At 73.6% G+C, this 18,440-nt stretch carries 20 protein-coding genes; 8 read left to right on the top strand and 12 right to left on the bottom strand.

Annotated features, from left to right (window positions below; all coding sequences use genetic code 11):
- Positions 1–29 precede the first annotated feature (29 nt).
- Genes ACVCAH_RS01820 through ACVCAH_RS01810 form a run of 3 tightly spaced genes read right to left on the bottom strand, consistent with a single transcriptional unit; the run spans position 30 to position 1,730 of the window.
- A complete protein-coding gene (locus ACVCAH_RS01820) occupies positions 30–365 on the bottom strand; it encodes a YrdB family protein (protein WP_447134259.1) in 336 nt (111 codons plus the stop codon).
- The gene (locus ACVCAH_RS01815; protein WP_447134258.1) at positions 365–940 is read right to left on the bottom strand and encodes a TetR/AcrR family transcriptional regulator; all 576 of its coding nucleotides are present in this window, start codon (positions 938–940) and stop codon (positions 365–367) included. The genes ACVCAH_RS01820 and ACVCAH_RS01815 overlap by 1 nt, the downstream gene beginning before the upstream one ends.
- On the bottom strand, positions 933–1,730 hold the full coding sequence (locus ACVCAH_RS01810; protein ID WP_447134257.1) for an alpha/beta fold hydrolase: 798 nt from the start codon (positions 1,728–1,730) through the stop codon (positions 933–935). The genes ACVCAH_RS01815 and ACVCAH_RS01810 overlap by 8 nt, the downstream gene beginning before the upstream one ends.
- Before the next feature lie 76 nt (positions 1,731–1,806).
- Here ACVCAH_RS01810 and ACVCAH_RS01805 point away from each other — a divergent pair, with 76 nt between their 5' ends.
- Positions 1,807–2,217, top strand: coding sequence for a VOC family protein (locus ACVCAH_RS01805; RefSeq protein WP_447134256.1), 411 nt, complete (start codon positions 1,807–1,809; stop codon positions 2,215–2,217).
- A 1-nt stretch (position 2,218) separates the two neighbouring features.
- On the opposite strand, the gene ACVCAH_RS01800 is transcribed toward ACVCAH_RS01805, so the two are convergent.
- The gene (locus tag ACVCAH_RS01800) at positions 2,219–3,139 is read right to left on the bottom strand and encodes a proline dehydrogenase family protein (RefSeq protein ID WP_447134255.1); all 921 of its coding nucleotides are present in this window, start codon (positions 3,137–3,139) and stop codon (positions 2,219–2,221) included.
- 164 nt (positions 3,140–3,303) lie between these two features.
- Between ACVCAH_RS01800 and ACVCAH_RS01795 the strand changes: the two genes are divergently transcribed.
- The 3 genes from ACVCAH_RS01795 to ACVCAH_RS01785 are packed head-to-tail and all read left to right on the top strand — an operon-like array spanning position 3,304 to position 5,347.
- A complete protein-coding gene (locus tag ACVCAH_RS01795; RefSeq protein ID WP_447134254.1) occupies positions 3,304–3,573 on the top strand; it encodes a hypothetical protein in 270 nt (89 codons plus the stop codon).
- Between the two features lies 1 nt (position 3,574).
- Positions 3,575–4,741, top strand: a complete 1,167-nt coding sequence (locus tag ACVCAH_RS01790) for a glutathionylspermidine synthase family protein (protein ID WP_447134253.1) — start codon at positions 3,575–3,577, stop codon at positions 4,739–4,741.
- An 18-nt stretch (positions 4,742–4,759) separates the two neighbouring features.
- A complete protein-coding gene (locus ACVCAH_RS01785) occupies positions 4,760–5,347 on the top strand; it encodes a CGNR zinc finger domain-containing protein (protein ID WP_447134252.1) in 588 nt (195 codons plus the stop codon).
- A gap of 24 nt (positions 5,348–5,371) precedes the next feature.
- On the opposite strand, the gene ACVCAH_RS01780 is transcribed toward ACVCAH_RS01785, so the two are convergent.
- Entirely contained in the window at positions 5,372–6,178 is an 807-nt protein-coding gene (locus ACVCAH_RS01780; protein ID WP_447134251.1) for a sugar phosphate isomerase/epimerase family protein, read from the bottom strand.
- A gap of 76 nt (positions 6,179–6,254) precedes the next feature.
- On the bottom strand, positions 6,255–7,199 hold the full coding sequence (locus ACVCAH_RS01775; RefSeq protein ID WP_447134250.1) for a Ppx/GppA phosphatase family protein: 945 nt from the start codon (positions 7,197–7,199) through the stop codon (positions 6,255–6,257).
- Between the two features lie 74 nt (positions 7,200–7,273).
- On the opposite strand from ACVCAH_RS01775, the gene ACVCAH_RS01770 reads away from it, so the two are divergent.
- Positions 7,274–8,086 carry a hypothetical protein gene (locus ACVCAH_RS01770; protein ID WP_447134249.1) on the top strand — a complete coding sequence of 271 codons (813 nt, stop codon included), beginning with the start codon at positions 7,274–7,276 and terminating at the stop codon, positions 8,084–8,086.
- 67 nt (positions 8,087–8,153) lie between these two features.
- Here the strand turns inward: ACVCAH_RS01770 and ACVCAH_RS01765 are convergent, their stop codons facing one another.
- Both ACVCAH_RS01765 and ACVCAH_RS01760 read right to left on the bottom strand, forming a co-directional pair.
- Positions 8,154–8,837 (bottom strand): response regulator, encoded by a 684-nt coding sequence (locus ACVCAH_RS01765; RefSeq protein ID WP_447134248.1) that lies wholly within the window; start codon positions 8,835–8,837, stop codon positions 8,154–8,156.
- 23 nt (positions 8,838–8,860) lie between these two features.
- The gene (locus ACVCAH_RS01760; RefSeq protein WP_447134247.1) at positions 8,861–10,147 is read right to left on the bottom strand and encodes an ATP-binding protein; all 1,287 of its coding nucleotides are present in this window, start codon (positions 10,145–10,147) and stop codon (positions 8,861–8,863) included.
- 199 nt (positions 10,148–10,346) lie between these two features.
- Between ACVCAH_RS01760 and phoU the strand changes: the two genes are divergently transcribed.
- Entirely contained in the window at positions 10,347–11,000 is a 654-nt protein-coding gene (gene phoU, locus ACVCAH_RS01755) for a phosphate signaling complex protein PhoU (protein ID WP_447134246.1), read from the top strand.
- Between the two features lie 51 nt (positions 11,001–11,051).
- On the opposite strand, the gene ACVCAH_RS01750 is transcribed toward phoU, so the two are convergent.
- Positions 11,052–11,819, bottom strand: coding sequence for a phosphoglyceromutase (locus ACVCAH_RS01750; RefSeq protein ID WP_447134245.1), 768 nt, complete (start codon positions 11,817–11,819; stop codon positions 11,052–11,054).
- 150 nt (positions 11,820–11,969) lie between these two features.
- Between ACVCAH_RS01750 and ACVCAH_RS01745 the strand changes: the two genes are divergently transcribed.
- Together ACVCAH_RS01745 and ACVCAH_RS01740 are read left to right on the top strand one after the other, a co-directional pair.
- Complete coding sequence (locus ACVCAH_RS01745; protein ID WP_447134244.1) at positions 11,970–13,379, top strand: MDR family MFS transporter; 1,410 nt, start codon at positions 11,970–11,972, stop codon at positions 13,377–13,379.
- Positions 13,380–13,460: 81 nt separating this feature from the next.
- Complete coding sequence (locus ACVCAH_RS01740; protein WP_447134243.1) at positions 13,461–14,732, top strand: MFS transporter; 1,272 nt, start codon at positions 13,461–13,463, stop codon at positions 14,730–14,732.
- A 394-nt stretch (positions 14,733–15,126) separates the two neighbouring features.
- Here the strand turns inward: ACVCAH_RS01740 and ACVCAH_RS01735 are convergent, their stop codons facing one another.
- The 3 genes from ACVCAH_RS01735 to mshA form a co-directional block, all read right to left on the bottom strand.
- Positions 15,127–15,999, bottom strand: a complete 873-nt coding sequence (locus tag ACVCAH_RS01735; protein WP_447134357.1) for a hypothetical protein — start codon at positions 15,997–15,999, stop codon at positions 15,127–15,129.
- A 290-nt stretch (positions 16,000–16,289) separates the two neighbouring features.
- Entirely contained in the window at positions 16,290–16,892 is a 603-nt protein-coding gene (locus tag ACVCAH_RS01730; protein ID WP_447134242.1) for a YbjN domain-containing protein, read from the bottom strand.
- Positions 16,893–16,976: 84 nt separating this feature from the next.
- Complete coding sequence (gene mshA / locus ACVCAH_RS01725) at positions 16,977–18,341, bottom strand: D-inositol-3-phosphate glycosyltransferase (RefSeq protein WP_447134241.1); 1,365 nt, start codon at positions 18,339–18,341, stop codon at positions 16,977–16,979.
- Positions 18,342–18,440 lie beyond the last annotated feature (99 nt).

Here is an 18,440-nt window from a genome sequence, read left to right as displayed (position 1 = left end):
CGGGGCGCCCGGCGATCGGGTGGACCGGGTCAGGCCGGGCGGCCGGCCCGCCGGAGCAGGGTGACGGTGGCCGCCCAGACCACGACCAGCGCGACGCCGGCCACCGGCCGGCCGAGCAGGGCCAGCAGCGTGCCGCCGACGGCGAACCAGGCCGCCTGGAACGCGTGCTTGGCGGCCGGCCGCAGCGGCACCCGGGCCTTGGGGGAGCCGAGGACGCCCCACAGCGCGGCGAGCAGCAGCGGTACGCCGGCGGCCGCGCCCAATCGGACCAGGAGGCCGGCGTCCAGCGTCCAGCCCCACCAGCCCCCCACCACCAGCACGGCCAGCTCGAGCACGAAGAGCAGCAGCAGGCCCAGGGCGTACATCAGCGGTCCTTCCGGGGCCAGGACCCGAACGCAAAATCCAGGGCCGTGACCAGGTGGTCGAACGAACGGTCGACGTCACGGGGCAGCCCGAACCCGCCGGCCGCCTCCAGCGAGACGAACCCGTGCAGGGTGCTGCGCAGCATCCGGGCCGCGTCGACGGCGGCGTCGCCGTCGAGCCCGTAGCCGCGCAGGATCGCGTAGATGGCTCCCACGGCGCGCTCTCCGGCGGCGACGTGCTCCGGATCGGTCCGGTCCGGCACCCGCTGGGTGGCCGGGTAGCGGCCGGGGTGCCGGTGGGCGTACGCCCGGTAGGCGCTGGCCAGCGTCCGCAGCGCGTCGCCGCCGGCCCGGCCGGCGACGGCCGCGGTCAGGTCGGCCGCGAGTTCGGCGGTGGCCAGCGCGGAGAGCTTCTGGGCCAGGGCGTCCGCGCCCCGGACGTGCTTGTAGAGGCTGGGCAGCGCGACGCCGAGCCGGTTGGCCAGCGCGGCGAGGGTGAGCTGGCCGGCGCCGACCTCGTCGGCGAGCCGGGCCGCCTCGCGCACCACGGTCTGCTGGTTGAGCCCGGCCCTAGGCACCGGTCACCGCCAGGAACTCGACGAGCTGGGCGGCGGTGCGCGCCGGCTGGTCGGCGTGCGGGTAGTGGCCGGACTCGTCGATCATCCGCGCCTCGGCGGTGGCGAAGAGCCGGCGGGCCGCGCGGGCCTCCGCGCCGGGGTCGGGGAAGTCCGGGTCCTTCGTGCCCATCAGCACCAGCACCGGCTGCCGGACCTCGCGGGCGCGGGTGGTCCAGTGCGGCTCGGCCGGGGCGACCACCCCGCGGGTCGCCGCCATCCGGCCGGGCTCGCGCAGGGTGGCGACCATCGCCTTCCGGTACGCCGCGTCGTCGGCCGGCCGGGCGGCGGGAAAGAGCGTGCGGTGGAACAGCCCGAACAGCCGGGGGCTGCGCAGCACGGCGGCCTGCGCCACCCGCAGGAACGGGTTGAGCTTCGGCTGCCCGACGAACGGGCTGACCTGGACGATGCCGTTGACCAGCGCCGGCTCGTCGGCGGCGGCGAAGACCACCGCCGCCGCGCTGGACGAGCTGCCGACCAGGGTGGCCGGCCCGCCGCCGAGATCGCGGACCACCGCCAGCAGGTCGGCGCCCACCTCCGCGGGGGCGTACGACGGCCAGCCGGCACTGGACTCGCCGTGCCCCCGGACGTCCACCGACGCCACCCGGTGGCCCGCCGCGACGAGGAGCGGGACCAGATGGCGGAACGAGCCCCGGTTCTCTCCCATGCCGTGCGAGAGCACCACCAGCGGCCCCTCGCCGTGCACCTCGTAGGCGATCCGTCCGCCGTCCCGCGCCACGTAGCTAACACTCATAACCAAAAGGCTAATGCTATTAGCTAATACCGTCAAGGCTTGACCTCAACCCGCCTTCAGGTTGCACCATCCGGGGATGCCACTTCCCCGCACCGCCGTCCCGCACCTCCGCATCGCCCGCCCGAGCCACGACCTGGCGGCCGCCGAACGCTTCTGGGTTCGCGGGCTCGGCCTCGACGTGCTCTGGCGGTCCAGCGCCGCCGAGCCGGGCGAGCACGACCTGCTCATGGTCGGTTGGCCCGGCGCGCGGTGGCATCTGGAACTCGTCGGCGGCCCGGCGCTCGCCGTCGGCCCGGCGCCCACCGACGAGGACCTGCTCGTGCTCTACCTGGACGGGCCGGTCGACGCCGACCTGGTCCGGGAACTGGAACAGGCCGGCGGGACGAGAGTCTCCGCCGGCCCGTACTGGGACCGCTGGGGGGTGACGGTAGCCGATCCGGACGGCTACCGCCTGGTGCTGAGCACCCGGGGCTGGTCGAACGACTGACTCACTTCTTGGAGATCAGGGCCCGGCCGAAGAACATCAGGTTGGCCGGGCGCTCGGCGAGCCGGCGCATCAGGTAGCCGTACCAGTCCTCGCCGTAGGGCAGGTAGGTGCGCACGGTGTAGCCCTCGCCGACCAGCCGGGCCTGCTCCTCCGGCCGGATGCCGAAGAGCATCTGGAACTCGAACTGCTCCGGCCCCCGGTCGAACCAGCGGGCCCGGTCCTCGCCGATGGCGATCAGCCGCGGGTCGTGGGTGGCCAGCATCGGGTAGCCCTCGCCGGACATCAGGATGTTCAGGCAGCGGACGTAGGACTTGTCCACCTCGCGGGCGGACTGGTAGGCCACCGACTCCGGCTCCTTGTACGCGCCCTTGCACAGCCGCACCCGGGAACCGGCCGTGGCCAGCTCGCGGCAGTCCGACTCGGTGCGCCGCAGGTACGCCTGGAGCACCGCGCCAGTCGACGGGAAGTCCTTGCGCAGCTTGGCCAGGATGTCCAGAGTCGAGTCGGTGGTGGTGTGGTCCTCCATGTCCAGGGTGACCGTGGTGCCCACCTCGTCGGCCGCCAGGCAGATCGCCCGCGCGTTGTCGTACGCGAGCTGCTCGTCGAACGCCTGCCCCAGCGCGGAGAGCTTGACGCTCACCTCGGCGCCCGGGGTGAGCCCTGCCCCGGAGAGCAGCTTCAACAGCTTCAGGTACTCGTCGCGGGTGGCGTTGGCCTGCTCGGGGGTGACGGTGTCCTCGCCGAGGTTGTCGAGGGTGACCGCGAGACCGTCGTCGACGAGCCCGCGGGTCGCGCGCAACGCGTCGTCAGTCTTGGCGCCGGCGACGAACCGGCGGACGACGTCCCGGGTGAACGGGGCCGTCGCGACGAGCCGCTCGACCTGGGATGACCGGGAGGCGGCGAGGATGACGGAACGGAGCATGAGCCGAGCGTAACGCCCCTGTGCGGATCCGCGCCGGGGGGCGGCGGGGTGCGCGGTGCACCACTCGCGCCCCTGTCCGGGGGTGGCTCGCGGGCCGCCGCCCGGGCACCCGGGCCGGCCGGCCCGGGGCGGCGGAAGTGGCGGCGATCGGCTACAACGATGCCGTGGAACAACGCCCTCGCCGCCGGCTCCGCTCGGCCTCCGTGCAGCTCGGCGCGCTCACCGCGCTGGCGCTCGCCCTCTCCGGCTGCAACCTCACCTCGGACGACGATGACGACGACTGCGCGCTCGGGCCGGCCGGCGGCGACGGCACCGTCGCGCTGGCGCTGCGGGCGCCGGCGGCCACCGCCGGACGCACCGCCCCGGAGCCGGTGGCCGCGGCGGTGCCGGACCGCGGCGGGTTCGGCACCCACCTCGCCGCCTGCGGCGGCTGAGGTGCGCCGGGAGTCGGTCACCCCGCGTCCCGGCTGGGACGCCACCATCCGGGAGCAGGGCCTGGTCTACGTCGACACCGAGCTGCCCGACGGCGGGGTGATGTCGTACTGGGACGAGACCGCGGCGTACGCCTTCGACCTGGCCGAGGTGCTCCGGCTGGAGGAGGCGACCGAGGAGCTGCACCGGATGTCGGTGGCCGCCGCCGAGCACGTGGTCGCCCGGCACCGGTACGCCGAGTACGGCATCCCGGCCTGGGCGGCCGAGGCGGTGGCCCGGTCACTGCGGGAGCGGCCGCCGACCCTCTACGGGCGCTTCGACCTCTGGTACGACGGCAGCTGGCCGCCGAAGCTGCTGGAGTACAACGCGGACACCCCGACCGCGCTGGTCGAGGCGAGCATCGTCCAGTGGTACTGGCTGGAGCACACCCGGCCCGAGCTGGACCAGTGGAACAGCCTGCACGAGCGCCTGGTCGGCGCCTGGGCGAAGATCGGGGCCGGCCTGCACGACCGGCGGGTGCACGTGGTCTGGTCGAACGAGGAGGAGTCGGGCGAGGACCACATGACCGCCGGCTACCTGGCCGAGACCGCCCGCCAGGCCGGGCTGGAGGTCGAGCTGCTGCCGATCCAGGAGATCGGCTGGGACGGCCGCCGCTTCGTCGACGCCGCCGACCGGCCGGTGACCACCTGCTTCAAGCTCTACCCCTGGGAGTGGATGCTCGCCGAGCCGTACGGGCCGCCGGCGCTCGACCCGGGCACCCCGACCACCTGGATCGAGCCGGCCTGGAAGCTGCTGCTGTCGAACAAGGCGCTGCTGGCCGTGCTCTGGGAGCTCTATCCGGGGCACGAGCTGCTGCTGCCGGCGTATCTCGACTCGCCGCGCGGAATGTCCGAGTACGTGGCCAAGCCGCTGCTCGGCCGGGAGGGTGGCTCGGTGCGGATCGTCACCGCCGGCACCGAGATCACCAACCCCGGGATCTACGGCGAGGAGGGGTGGTGCTACCAGGAGTTCCGGGCGCTGCCCGGGTTCGCCGGCAACCGGATGGTGCTGGGCAGCTGGATCGTCGACGGCGAGTCCGCCGGGGCCGGGGTACGGGAGAGCGTGAGTCTGATCACCGACGGTTACGCGCGGTTCCTGCCGCACTACATCGACGCGCCGCGCGGCGGTTGAGTCGTCTACCGTTGGGGCGTGAACTTCGACGCGTACGCCCGGACCGGTGTTGATCTCGTCAACGCCCGCCTGGACGACCTCGACGACCTGCGGGCCCTCTTCCCCGACGACAACGCGTGGATGCGCGACGAGGTGGCGGAGCGGGACCTCGCGATCTTCCGGCGCGCGCAGAAGCGACTGCGTGACGTCTTCGAGTACGGCACCTCCGGGCGGGACGGCCAGGCGGTGGCCGAGCTCAACTCGCTGCTGGAGGCCTACCCGGTGCAGCCGCGCATCTCGGGGCACGACTCCAGCGACTGGCACATGCACGTGACCAGCCGGGGCTCCTCGGTGAGCGCGGAATACCTCGCCGGCGCGGTGTGGGGCCTGTCGGTCTGGCTCTGCGAGTACGGCAGCGCCCGGTTCGGCGTCTGCGCGGACGAGCGCTGCGGCAACGTCTACCTGGACACCTCGTCCAACTGCTGCCGGCGGTTCTGCTCGGAGCGCTGCGCCACCCGCTCGCACGTGGCCGCGCACCGCGCCCGCAAGCGCGCCGCCATCGGCGAGCAGGCCACGGTGGCCGCCCAGCCGGCCCCGGCCGCCGAGTCGCTGGCCCCGGTCAGCTGAGCCGTCCCGCCCGGCGGGCGCCGGTCAGGCGTCCACCGGGGACGGGGTGCTCAGGTGCTCGCGGGCGAACTCCAGCGCGGCGCGCAGGTCCGCCTCGCGCTCGGCGCGACTCTTCGCGCCCCGGGTGGTGACCTCCACCGCGACCGAGCCGGTGAAACCCCGCCCGGCCAGCGAGGAGAGCAGCTCCGCGCAGGGCTGGTTGCCGCGCCCGGGCACCAGGTGCTCGTCGCGCCCCTCGCCGGTGCCGTCACCGAGGTGCACGTGCGCCAGGCCGGCACCCATCCGGTCGGCCATCTCCATCGAGTCGGTGTGCGAGGCGGCGCAGTGCGACAGGTCGAGGGTGTAGGAGGGGTAGCCGGTCTCGGTCGGGTCCCAGCCCGGCACGTACGGCACGAACTGCCGGCCGGCCATCCGGACCGGGTACATGTTCTCCACCGGGAACTGCACGTCGGGGTACTCGCCGGCGATCTTGTTCAGCCCGTCGGCGAAGTTGCGCGCGTAGTCCCGCTGCCAGGTGAACGGCGGGTGGACCACCACCGTCGGCGCACCCAGACTCGCCGCCATCTCGGCCGAGCGGCGCAGCCGCTCCCACGGGTCGGGGCTCCACACCCGCTGGGTGACCAGCAGGCAGGGCGCGTGGACGGAGAGCACCGGCACGCCGTAGTGCTCGGAGAGGCCGCGCAGCGCGCCGGTGTCCTGGCTGACGGCGTCGGTCCAGACCATCACCTCAAGGCCGTCGTAGCCGAGCGCCGCGGCCAGCTGGAACGCCGCCGCGGTCCGCTCAGGGAAGACCGAGGAACTGGACAGGAGCACCGGGACGCGGGAAGTCACACCTGTCAGGGTAGCCCGCCGTGGTCCGAGGCATCGGGACGAGAAGCGGCAAACCGGGGTCAACCGCTCGGGCGGATCACACCGGGTCGAGCTGGTCCAACCGGCGCAGGATCAGGCCCTCGCGCAGCGCCCAGGGGCAGATGTCCAGCGAGTCGAGGTCGAGCCGGCGCATCGCCGCCTCGGCGACCACGGCGCCGGCCAGCAGCTGGTGGGCCCGGCCGGCGCTGACCCCGTCCAGCTCGACCAGCTGGGCCGGCGGGATGTGCCGGATGAAGCCGAGCACCTGCCGCAGGCCAGCGCGGGTCAGCCGGCGGCGGGCCCAGAGCCCGGCGCCGGAGGGAGCCGCCCCGGCCAGCCGGGCCAGGGTGCGGAACGTCTTCGAGGTGGCCACCGGGCGCTCCCAGCCCACCTCGGTCATCTTCTTCACCACCGGGTCCAGCAGCCCGTCGACGTACGCCCGCAGCTCGTCCACCCGCTCGGCCGGCGGCGGGGCGGCGCTGTCCGGGGTGGTGTGCAGCCGGTCCCGGGTCAGCCGCCCCGCACCGAGCGGCAGCGACTCCGCGACATCCGGGTCCTCGTCGATGCCGGCCGCGACCTCCAGCGAGCCGCCGCCGATGTCCAGCACCAGCAACCGCCCGGCGGACCAGCCGAACCAGCGCCGGACGGCGAGGAAGGTCAGTCGCGCCTCGTCCGCCCCGGAGAGCACCGCCAGGCGTACGCCCGTCTCGTCGCGGACCCGGGCCAGCACCTCCTGGGCGTTGGTGGCGTCCCGGACGGCGGAGGTGGCGAACGCGATCAGGTCGTCGGTCTCCAGGCCGGCGGCCGCCGCCTTGGCCATGCCGACCGCCTTGACCAGGCCGTCCGCGCCGGCCTCGGTGAGCGCGCCGTCCGGGCCGATCTGCTCGGCGAGCCGGAGCACCACCTTCTCCGAATGCGCCGGCCAGGGGTGCGCGCCGTGGTGGGCGTCGACCACCAGCAGGTGCACCGTGTTGGAACCGACGTCGAGGACACCCAGTCGCATGCTGTCGACCCTAGGGCCAACACGTTTGCGCGGCTCGGCGGCCGGCGCACCACACCGCGCGTACGCTGGGCCGGGTGACAGGGCAGATCGAACTCCGGGTGCTGGTGGACGACCCGGCGGACCCGCGCAGCCGCGAGGTGCCGCTGGACTTTCCCCGGGAGTGGGTCGAGTTCGTCGACCCGGCGGACGAACAGCACCTGATCCGGGCCGACCTCACCTGGTTGCTCTCCCGCTGGACGTGCGTCTTCGGCCGCGGCTGCCACGGCATCATCGCCGGCCGCTCCGCGGAGGGCTGCTGCTCGCACGGTGCCTTCTTCACCGACTCCGACGACGAGAAGCGGGTCCGGACGGCGGTCAAGCGACTCACCCCGGAGACCTGGCAGCACTTCCGGCGCGGCTTCAAGAACTGGACCGACGACGACACCGTCGACGGCAAGAACCCGGCCCGGCGGACCGCGACCCAGGGCGCGGAGGGCCCCTGCGTCTTCCTCAACGACGCCGACTTCCCGGCCGGCGGCGGCTGCGCGCTGCACGCCCAGGCGCTGCGCGACGGGGTGCACCCGTTGGAGTACAAGCCGGACGTCTGCTGGCAGTTGCCGATCCGCCGGGACCAGGACTGGGTCAAGCGGCCGGACAACACCAAGGTGCTGGTCTCCACGCTGTCCGAGTTCGACCGGCGGGGCTGGGGCGCCGGCGGGCACGACCTGGACTGGTGGTGCACCTCCTCCACCGACGCGCACGTCGGCGCCGACCCGATGTACGTCTCCTACGGTCCGGAGCTGACCGCGCTGATCGGCGCCCCCGCGTACGCCAAGCTGGCCGAACTCTGCGCGGCCCGCTCCCGCCAGGGCCTGGTCGCCCCACACCCCGCCGACCCGGACCGGTGAAGATCTTGGAAGGAAACGGCCCCGTCACGGGCCCTTTCCTTCCAAGATCTCGCGCAACACCTGCCGGTCAGGGCTCGAACTTGTAACCCAGGCCGCGGACGGTGACGATGAAGCGGGGCGCGGAGGGCTCCGGCTCGATCTTGGAGCGCAGCCGCTTGACGTGCACGTCCAGCGTCTTCGTGTCGCCGACGTAGTCGGCGCCCCAGACCCGGTCGATGAGCTGCCCCCGGGTGAGCACCCGGCCGGCGTTGCGGAGCAGGAGTTCCAGCAGCTCGAACTCCTTCAGCGGCAGCTGCACGGCGGCGCCGTCCACGGTCACCACGTGCCGCTCGATGTCCATCCGGACCGGGCCGGCGGCCAGCGTCGGGGCGCCGGACTCGGCCACCTCGGTGCTCTGCCGGCGCAGCACCGCCCGGATCCGGGCGACCAGCTCCCGGGGCGAGTACGGCTTGGTCACGTAGTCGTCGGCGCCGATCTCCAGACCGACCACCTTGTCGATCTCACTGTCCCGTGCGGTGACCATGATGATCGGCACGTGCGAGCGCTGCCGCAGCTGCCGGCACACCTCGGTGCCCGACATCTCGGGCAGCATCAGGTCGAGCAGCACGATGTCGGCGCCGGTCCGGTCGAACTCGGTGAGGGCGGAGGGACCCGTCGCGGCGACGGACACCTCGAAGCCCTCCTTGCGGAGCATGTACGACAAGGCGTCGGAGAACGACTCCTCGTCCTCGACCACCAGAACGCGGCTCAACGGGGATTTCCTTTCCATTGCTGTCAGGCCTGCCGGAGCCCGGCCGGACCGGCCTCGATCCCAGCGGGTGGCAGTGTCGCCAGGAGGTCGTCCGGGGGACGGGTGGGCAGCCGCAGGGTGAACGTCGACCCACCACCAAGAGTGCTCGCCACCTCGACCCGTCCGCCATGGTTGCTCGCGATGTGCTTGACGATGGCCAGGCCGAGGCCGGTGCCGCCGGTGGCCCGCGAGCGCGCCTGGTCGGCCCGGTAGAACCGCTCGAAGATCCGGTCGACGTCGGTCGGGGCGATCCCGATGCCCTGGTCGGTCACGGAGATCTCGACGTGCTCGTCGTCGGCCCGGGTGGTGATCCGGACCGTGGTGTCCTCGCCCGAGTAGTTGATGGCGTTCTCGACCAGGTTGGCCACCGCGGTGGCCAGTTGGGTGTCACTGCCGTACACCGTCAGGCCACGCTCCCCGGTGACCGCCACCTCGATCCGCCGGGCGGCGGCGCTGGTGCGGGTGCGGTCGACCACCTCGGCGACCACCCAGTCGACCGCGACCGGCTCGGGCGGCGGCTGCGGCTCGGCGCCCTGCAGCCGGGTCAGCTCCAGCAGCTCCTGCACCAGCCGGCCCAGCCGGGTCGACTCGTGCTGGATGCGCTCGGCGAAGCGCCGGGCGGCGACCAGGTCCTCCGACAGGTCCGGCGCCGCCGCGCCGGCCGGCTCGGTGGCGTCGAGCAGCGCCTCGGCGAGCAGTTGGAGGGCGCCGATCGGGGTCTTCAGCTCGTGGCTGACGTTCGCCACGAAGTCCCGCCGGACCCGGGCCAGCCGGTGCGACTCGGTCACGTCCACCGCCTCCACGGCGACGTGCCCGCCGCCGATCCCCATCGCCCGCAGGTGCACCCCGAGCGGGTTCTCCCCGGCGCTGTCGCGGCCGCGCGGCAGGTCCAGCTCGATCTCGCGCCGCACCCCGGTGCGGCGCACCTGGCCGGCGAGCGTACGGATCAACGGGTGGGCGGCGATCGAACCGGGTGTCGCGCCGGTGCGGAGCAGCCCCATCGCCCGGGCGGCCGGGTTGACCAGGACGGGCTGGTCCTCGGCGTCGAGCACCACCACCCCGGCGCGGAGCGAGTCGATCGTCCGCCGGCCGAGCCCGGCCTGTTGGTCGTCGGCTATCGCGAGCCTCCCCCTGCCGAGGCGGCGGCCGGACCGGCCCCCCGCCGACGTGACGCGGGCGCGCAGCGCCGGGACCGACCGGACCAGCAGGAACCCGGCGGCCAGCCCGGCCACCAGGCCCACGACCACACCGACGGTCACCGCCCACTCCACCCGGCGATCGTAGGGTCATTGTTAACCTGGGCATCGCCCATAGCAGGACGAATCAACCTCGCTTCCGGCAAAGTTCACCCCCGCGTCCGGCGTCGTTCACCCGGGTTCATCTGCGGTCCGCCCGTGCGACCTAGCCTGGGCCGCGCACCTGCCCATCCCGCGCCGGCCCGGCCGGCGGCCACCGACACAGGACGTGACAATGCGCGACGAGTTCCGGGCTGACCTGCAGATCGTCAGCCAACTGCTGGTGGACATGGCGGAGGGGGTCCGGGCCGCGATGCGGCAGGCCACCCGCGCCCTGCTCACCGCGGACCGCCGGGCCGCGGAGACGGTGATCGAGCGGGACGCCGAGATCGACGACCTCTACCGGCACGTCGAGGAGCGGGTCTGCGACCTGCTCGCCCGGCAGGCGCCGGTCGCCTCCGACCTGCGCGCCATGATCACGGCGCTGCACGTCGCCGCCGATCTGGAGCGGATGGGCGACCTGGCCGACCACGTGGCGAAGACCGCGCTGCGCCGGCACCCCTCGCCGGCCGTGCCGGCGGAGCTGCGGCCGATCTTCACCGACATGGCCGGCATCGCCGACCGGATGGCCGGGAAGATCGGGTCGGTGCTGGCCAAGCCCGACGTCGACGTGGCCGCCGAACTGGACCGCGACGACGACGCCATGGACGACCTGCACAAGAGCCTGTTCGGGGTGCTGCTCGGCGAGGAATGGCCGTACGGGGTGGAGACCGCGATCGACGCCACCCTGCTCGGCCGCTTCTACGAGCGGTTCGCCGACCACGCGGTGAACACCGCCGAGCACGTGGTCTACCTGATCACCGGGCAGACCGCGCCCTCGCCCAACTGACCCCGCCGCGACGGGGCCCCGGCCGGTGCGGCCGCGGCCCCGTCGGGTACGTCAGCGGCCCTGGTTGGCCACCGCGGCGGCGGCCGCCTTGGCGGCCGCCGGGTCGAGGTAGGTCCCGCCCAGGGTGTGCGGGCGCAGCTGCGCGTCGAGGTCGTAGCGCAGCGGGATGCCGGTCGGGATGTTGAGCTTGGCGATCGCCTCGTCGGAGATCTGGTCCAGGTGCTTGACCAGGGCCCGCAGCGAGTTGCCGTGCGCGGCCACCAGCACCGTACGGCCGGCCAGGATGTCCGGCACGATCGAGTCGTACCAGTAGGGCAGCATCCGCTCGACGACGTCCTTGAGGCACTCGGTACGCGGCATCAGCTCGCTCGGCAGCAGCGCGTACCGGGGGTCGCCGACCTGGGACCACTCGTCGTCGTCCGGGATCGGCGGCGGCGGGGTGTCGTAGGAGCGGCGCCAGAGCATGAACTGCTCCTCGCCGTACTCGTCCAGCGTCTGCTTCTTGTTCTTGCCCTGCAGGGCGCCGTAGTGGCGCTCGTTGAGCCGCCACGACCGGCGTACCGCGATCCAGTGCCGGTCCGCGGCGCTCAGCGACAGCTCGGCGGTGCGGATCGCGCGGCGCAGCACGCTGGTGTGCACCACGTCCGGCAGCAGGCCGTGCTCGCGCATCAGCTCGCCGCCGCGGCGCGCCTCGTTCTCGCCCTTCTCGGTGAGGTCGACGTCGACCCAGCCGGTGAAGAGATTCTTGGCGTTCCAGTCGCTCTCGCCGTGCCGCAGCAGGACCAGCGTCCCGACGGTGGGCCCCTCGCTCGCAGTCATGCGGATCATCCTGCCGTACGCCGCCGCCGGACACGCGGCGACCGGTCGTGACGACCACCACGTGGAAAAGCCGATGACCGGCACTCCGGGGCGGGACTAGGTTGTAAGGCGCTTGTGATAGATCGGTCATTACCACAGCGGGGGCGGCAGATGCGGACGGTGCGGGGTTGGTTGCGGGACACGACGGGCGGGCTGCCAGCCCGGTTCTGGTACCTCTGGACCGGCACCCTGATCAACCGACTCGGCTCGTTCGTGCTGGTGTTCCTGGCCATCTACCTCACCCAGGAGCGCGGCTTCTCCGCCTCGCAGGCCGGCCTGGTGATCGGGCTCTGGGGCGTCGGCGGCGCGGTCGGCACCACCGTCGGCGGCACGCTGACCGACCGCTGGGGGCGCCGGCCCACGCTGCTCACCGCGCACCTGGGCGCGGCCACCATGATGCTCGGCCTCGGCTTCGCCCGGGACCTGTGGGCGGTGGCGCTGGGCGCGTTGCTGCTCGGCACGTTCGCCGAGGCGGCCCGGCCGGCGTTCGGCGCGATGATGATCGACGTGGTGCCGGCGAAGGACCGACTGCGCGCCTTCTCGCTGAACTACTGGGCGATCAACCTCGGCTTCGCCTGCGCGGCGGTGCTCGCCGGCCTCGCCGCCCAGGCCGGCTACCTGCTGCTGTTCGTGGTCGACGCGGTCACCACGCTGGTCACCGCTCTGATCATCTTCATCAAGGTCGGGGAGACCCGGACCGCCGTCACCGCGCCGCCGGCACCGGGCCGGGACGGCGCGCCGGCCGGGGCGCTGCGCACCATCCTGACCGACCGGGTCTACCTCGGCTTCGTGGCGTTGAACCTGCTCGCCGCGCTGGTCTTCCTCCAGCACATCTCGATGCTGCCGATCGCGATGGGCGACTCGGGCCTGACCCCCGCCACGTACGGCTCGGTGATCGCGCTCAACGGCGTACTGATCGTGGTGGGACAGCTCTTCGTGCCCCGGCTGATCCGCGGCCGGAGCCGGTCGCACGTGCTCGCCCTGGCCTCGGTGGTGATGGGCGTCGGCTTCGGGCTGACCGCGTTCGCGGACGCCGCCTGGTTCTACGGGCTCACCGTGCTGATCTGGACGCTCGGCGAGATGCTCAACTCGCCCTCCAACGCCACGCTGATCGCCGAACTCTCGCCCGCCGAGTTGCGCGGCCGCTACCAGGGCGTCTTCTCGCTCTCCTGGCAGGTGGCCGGCGCCGTGGCCCCGGTCCTCGGCGGCCTGGTGCGGGAGCAGGCCGGCAACGAGGCCCTCTGGCTCGGTTGCGCGGCGATCGGCGGGGTGGCGGCGGTGGCGCACCTGGTCTCCGGGCCGGCCCGGGAGCGCCGGGCCGCCGCGCTGCGGGTGGCCACCGAGCCGGTCGTGCCGGTCACCGCGATCCAGCCGCCGGCACCCGAGGCGGCCGAGGCGGCGGCCACCGCACCCGCGGAGCCGGTCCTGCCGACCGACCCGGCCGAGGGGAGCGGTTCGGCACGGCCGGTGACGGGTGGCCCGGGCCGGGCCCGCCCGACCGAGTCGGCCGGAGCGCGGTGACCAGCGACACATGGCGCCCGCCGGTCGGGCTTCCTACGGTCGGACCGGAACTGTTAGTTAACTGAACTGTTCGGAGGACGCGTGCGGTCGCTGCGACGCTGGCTGGACGACACCGCCGGCGGGCTACCCGCCACGTTCTGGTACCTCTGGGCCGGGCTCCTGATCAACCGGGCCGGCGCCTTCGCGATGCTCTTCCTGTCGCTCTACCTGACCTCCGCGCGCGGCGCGAGCGAGGCGGTGGCCGGCGCGGTGGTCGGCGCGTACGGGGCCGGCGGGGCGGCCGGCGTGCTGCTCGGCGGGGTGCTCGCCGACCGGTGGGGCCGGCGGGCCGCGCTGCTCGCGGCGCACCTGGTCACCGCGGGGCTGATGGTCGCGCTGGCGTTCAGCCACCACCTGGCGGTGATCACGGTGCTCGCCGCGCTGGTCGGCGTCGTCCACTCGATGCCCAGCCCGGCGTTCGTCGCGGCGATCGTCGACGTGGTGCCCGAGCAGCGCCGGTCGCGCGCCTTCAACCTCCAGTTCTGGGCGTTCAACCTGGGCATGGCGGTGGCGTCGCTGCTGGCCGGCGTCCTCGCCGAGGCGAGTTTCGTCGCCCTGTTCCTGGTCGACGCGGCGGCCACCCTGCTCGCCGCGGTGGTGATCGCCTGGAAGGTGCCGGAGACCCTGCCCGGCCGCGCCCGCCGCGCTCCCTCCCCCGGCGGGGCGCCGGGCCGGTCCCGCCGGCCGGGGTTGCACACCGCGCTGACCGACCGGATCTTCCTGGTCTTCGTCGGCCTGACCTTCGTGCTGGCCGTGCTGACCCTGCAGACCTCGACGATCATGCCGCTGGCCATGCGGACGGACGGTCTGCGCCCGTCGGCCTACGGCGCGGTGGTGGCGCTCGGCGGCGTGCTGATCGTGCTCGGCCAGCTCTTCGTGCCCCGGCTGATCGAGCGGCACCGCAAGGACCACGTGCTGGCCGTCTCCACCGGGTTGCTCGCGCTCGGCTTCGGCGCCCTCGCGTTCGCCGACGAACTGGTGGTCTACCTGGGCGCCGCGGTGGTCTGGACGGTGGGCTCGATGCTCGCCGCGCCGCCGAACGCCCAGATCAACGCCGACCTCGCCCCGCCCGAGCTGCGGGCCCGCTACCAGTCCGTCTTCTACCTGGCGTTCCCGGCGGCGTCGTTCGTGGCGCCCACCCTCGGCGGGGTGAGCCTGCAGTACCTCGGCGAGCGGCATTGGCTGGTGGTCGGCGGGCTGGGCCTGCTGGCCGCCGTCGGGCACCTCTGGGCCGGCCCGCCCCGGGAACGGCGGGTCACCGCCCTGCGCCGAGCCACGGTCGAGCTCGCCGAGCCGGCGCTCACCGGGCGCTGACAGCCGGACAATCAGCCCCGTACGACGCAAAGCGCCCGCCACGACCGGAGTCGTGACGGGCACCCGCACCGTATGACCGGCGGCGGCGGGCGGCACTCACCCCCGTAAGCGTCGCCCGCTCGCGCCGCCGGTCCAAACGAGTGGACACCGTCCCCCAACGGCGTTGCTCCACTCGTCCCCTGCGCCTCGCTCGGTGCACGGATCTGATCGATCCGCCGCTCCCCCGAACGTTTCCAAGCGTGACGCGGTGCAATAAAGTTAGTTCGCCCGGTTTACGGATTCAACCCGCTCCGGCTGTCTCGCCGGTCACACGCGGATCGCCGTGGCCGATACTTCGGGCCTCGTCCTGGCCAACAGCGGATACCCGCCGACGATTCCCGCAAACACCCCGGATTCACGCGTCCTCCCGGTCCGGCGACTCGGTACGGAAGAAGTTGCTCTGCCGGCCGTCGCGCAGCTGCTCCTGGTAGATCAGGTTGAGCTTGCGCAGGTCGAAGGTGTGGAACCAGTCGTCCCAGGTGATCTCCCGGATCCGGCTGCTCTCCCGGTAGCCCGGGATGTTGAAGGTCAGCACACCGGCCCGGCCCTCCCGCTCGGTGCCGGCGATGGTGGCCGGCTTCGCGCCGCGTTCCCGGGCCCAGCGCTGGATCACCTCGTGGTTCGTGGTGACCAGGCTCCGCCCCGGACGCTCCGGACGGTCGGTGAGCGACGAGATCACCTGTGACGAGGTGACCGACCGCGAACTGGTCCGCCCGGTCCGGACCGCCCCGGCCTGGGCGGTCTTCGCGGGTGTCCGCTCCGCCGCCGCCGTGGTGGTCTTCCTGGCCGCCGGCGCCTTCTTTGCGGGCGCCTTCTTCGCGGGTGCCTGCTTGGCCGCCGCCGTCGTCCGCCGGGCCGCCGCGGTCTTCTTCGCCGCGGGCGCCTTCTTGGCCGGCGCCTTCTTCGCCGGTGCCTTCTTCGCCGGTGCCTTCTTGGCCGCCGCCGTCGTCCGCCGGGCGGCCGCGGTCTTCGCCGCGGGCGCCTGCTTCGCCGCGACGGCCTTCTTCGCGGGTGCCTTCTTCGCGGGCGCCTTCTTGGCCGCCGCCTTCTTCACCGCGGCCTTCTTGGCCGGGGCGGTCTTGTTCGCCGGCGCGGCCTTGGCACGGGCCGGGGCCGCCTTGCCCGCGGCCTTCTTCGTGGCCGCCGGGCGGCCGGCCGCCGCCTTCGTGCCCGTGGCACGGCCCGCCGGCCCGGTGGTCCGCCGGCCCGCGCCCCCTGCCGACCGCAGGGTCCGGGCCAGCGTCTTCACCAGTTCCGGCTTGCGCAGTGCGGAGATCCCGGACACCCCGTGCCGGCGCAGCTGACCGCGGATGTCGTCGACCCGCATCCGGGAGATCTCCGACTCGGAGATCGTCGGGGTGTTCGGGGTCTGGTTGCCCGCCTGCCGTTTCGTCCTGGTCGCAGTCCCGCCGCGACCTGAGCTGTTCCGCTGAGCCATGGGACGCTCACGCTCCTCGACAGTCCGTCCTCGGCGCGCGGCGGGTCCCAAGTGCCGCACCGCGCGGTGCGGCATACCCGTCAGGACCGGTCCGAACCTCCATCGGCCGCACCGGTGCTCCGCGCGCCGGAAGCGGCGTTCCCGGAACCGCCCGGCGCCCCCGCGGCGGAACCCTCGCCCGAGGCGCCGCCGGACGGCTCGAAGAGGTGGGCGAACGCGGCCAGGTTGGCGGTGGACTCGCCCCGCTTGACCCGCCACTCCCACTCCCGGCGGATCGAGCTGCCGAAGCCGATCTCCAGCATCGTGTCGAACGACTCGTCGGCGTACGTGAGCACCGCGCCGAGCAGCCGGTCGAGCTCGTCCGAGTCGACCCCGGCCGGGTTCACCCGTCCGGTCAGGTAGACGTCGCCGACCGCGTCGATGGAGAACGAGACGCCGTACATCCGGGCGTTGCGCTGCAACAGCCAGGCCCACAGCTCCTCGCGCCGCTCGTCCGGCTGGCGCATCACGAACGCCTCGATGCGCAGCGCGTGCTCGCCGACGATCAGGTTGCAGACGGTCTTGAGCTTGTGGGTGCCGGGCAGGGTGACCGCGTACGACCCCGGGCCGGTCGGCTCCCAGGCCAGTTCCCGCTCGTCGCAGACCGACTCGATCAGGGCCGCAAGATCGCTCTTCCCGCTCACCGGACCCACTCTACGACCGGCCCGGCCGGCGCACCGGACGGGCAGGCCTGCCGGCGCACCGGACGGGCGGGACGGCCGCGGGCGTCACCAGGAACAAGAGAGTGCCGGATCGCCGGCCAGCTCGGCGACGAGCCGGGCCCGGTGCGCGGCGATCGCCTCGCCGTAGACGTCGAGCAGCCCGGACACGGTGCGGTGCCAGGAGAAGTTACGGGCGTGCCGCTCGGCGCCCCGGGACAGCTCGGCCCGGCCCGGCCGGTCGGGCAGCAGCCGGCCCAGCGCCGCGGCCCAGTCGGCCGGGTCGTGGCCGTCGATCAGCACGCCGCTGACCCGGTCCCGCACCGCGGTGACCAGGCCGCCGACGGCGGCCGCCACCACCGGCGTGCCGCAGGCCTGGGCCTCCAGGGCGACCAGGCCGAAGGACTCGTTGTACGACGGCACCGCGACCAGGTCCGCGGCCTGGTACAGGGCGGGCAGGTCGTCGCCGGTCTGCGGGGGCAGGAAGCACACCCGGTCGGCGATGCCGAGCGAGCCGGCCAGTTCGATCAGCGCGGTCGGCCGGTCGAGGCCGCTGCCGCTCGGGCCGCCGCAGACCACCACGGTCAGCTCGGCAGCCAGCTCCGGGTCGCGCTCGCGCAGCGCGGCGGCCGCCCGGACCAGCACGTCGGGCGCCTTGAGCGGTTGGATGCGGCCGACGAAGGCCACCACGTACCCCGTGGTGGGCAGGCCGAGCCGGCGGCGGGCGGCGACGGTGGCCGCGTGCCGGTCACCCCGAACCGGCCGGAACCGCGCCAGGTCGACGCCGGGCTCGACCACCGCGACCCGGGCCGGGTCGGCCTCGTACCGGTCGATCAGGTCCCGGGCCTCGACCCCGGTGTTGGCGACCAGCCGGTCGGCCTCGGCGACCACCTGCTCCTCGCCGATCACCCGGGCCTTCGGCTCCGGCCGGTCACCGGTCGCCAGCTGGGCGTTCTTGACCTTCGCCAGAGTGTGCGCGGTGTGCACCAGCGGCACCCCCCAGCGCTCCTTGGCCAGCCAGCCGACCTGCCCGGAGAGCCAGTAGTGGGAGTGGATGAGGTCGTACCAGCCGGGCGGGCGGGCGGCCTCGGCACGGAGCACGCCCGCACTGAAGGCACAGAGCTGCCCGGGCAGCTCCTCCTTGGTGAGCCCTTCCAGCGGGCCGGAGATGACGTGCCGGACGTGCACCCCGGGGGCCATCTCCACCACGGGTGGCAGGTCGCCCGAGGTGGCCCGGGTGAAGATCTCCACCTCGACGTCCGCCTCGGCCAGCCGCCGCGCCACCTCGAGGATGTAGACGTTCATCCCGCCGGCGTCGCCGGTGCCGGGCTGGTGCAGTGGTGAGGTGTGCACCGAGAGCGTCGCGATCCGCCGGGGCCGGGGCCACGGCCGGGCACCTCGCTGACGACCGACACCGGTGTGCATTTCCGCCACGTCCGCTCCCTCTGCCACGGTTGATGCCGTCCCGCACGCCCGGCGCTTTTCGGACAACGTCCTCGCCGAATGTCATCTTCCCCATCGGAGGTGGGTAAT

This window comes from Micromonospora sp. LZ34 (genome assembly GCF_052981855.1).
The sequence above is the reverse complement of the archived record's forward strand: the minus strand, read 5'-3'. Positions and strand labels throughout refer to the sequence as shown.

Bases quoted from the DNA above. Each gene is read 5' to 3' on its own strand.
- ACVCAH_RS01745 (WP_447134244.1), top strand. From the start codon at position 11,970: ATGCGGACGGTGCGGGGTTGGTTGCGGGACACGACGGGCGGGCTGCCA.
- ACVCAH_RS01810 (WP_447134257.1), bottom strand. From the start codon at position 1,730: ATGAGTGTTAGCTACGTGGCGCGGGACGGCGGACGGATCGCCTACGAG.
- ACVCAH_RS01805 (WP_447134256.1), top strand. From the start codon at position 1,807: ATGCCACTTCCCCGCACCGCCGTCCCGCACCTCCGCATCGCCCGCCCG.
- ACVCAH_RS01750 (WP_447134245.1), bottom strand. From the start codon at position 11,819: ATGACTGCGAGCGAGGGGCCCACCGTCGGGACGCTGGTCCTGCTGCGG.
- phoU (WP_447134246.1), top strand. From the start codon at position 10,347: ATGCGCGACGAGTTCCGGGCTGACCTGCAGATCGTCAGCCAACTGCTG.
- ACVCAH_RS01775 (WP_447134250.1), bottom strand. From the start codon at position 7,199: ATGCGACTGGGTGTCCTCGACGTCGGTTCCAACACGGTGCACCTGCTG.
- ACVCAH_RS01820 (WP_447134259.1), bottom strand. From the start codon at position 365: ATGTACGCCCTGGGCCTGCTGCTGCTCTTCGTGCTCGAGCTGGCCGTG.
- ACVCAH_RS01800 (WP_447134255.1), bottom strand. From the start codon at position 3,139: ATGCTCCGTTCCGTCATCCTCGCCGCCTCCCGGTCATCCCAGGTCGAG.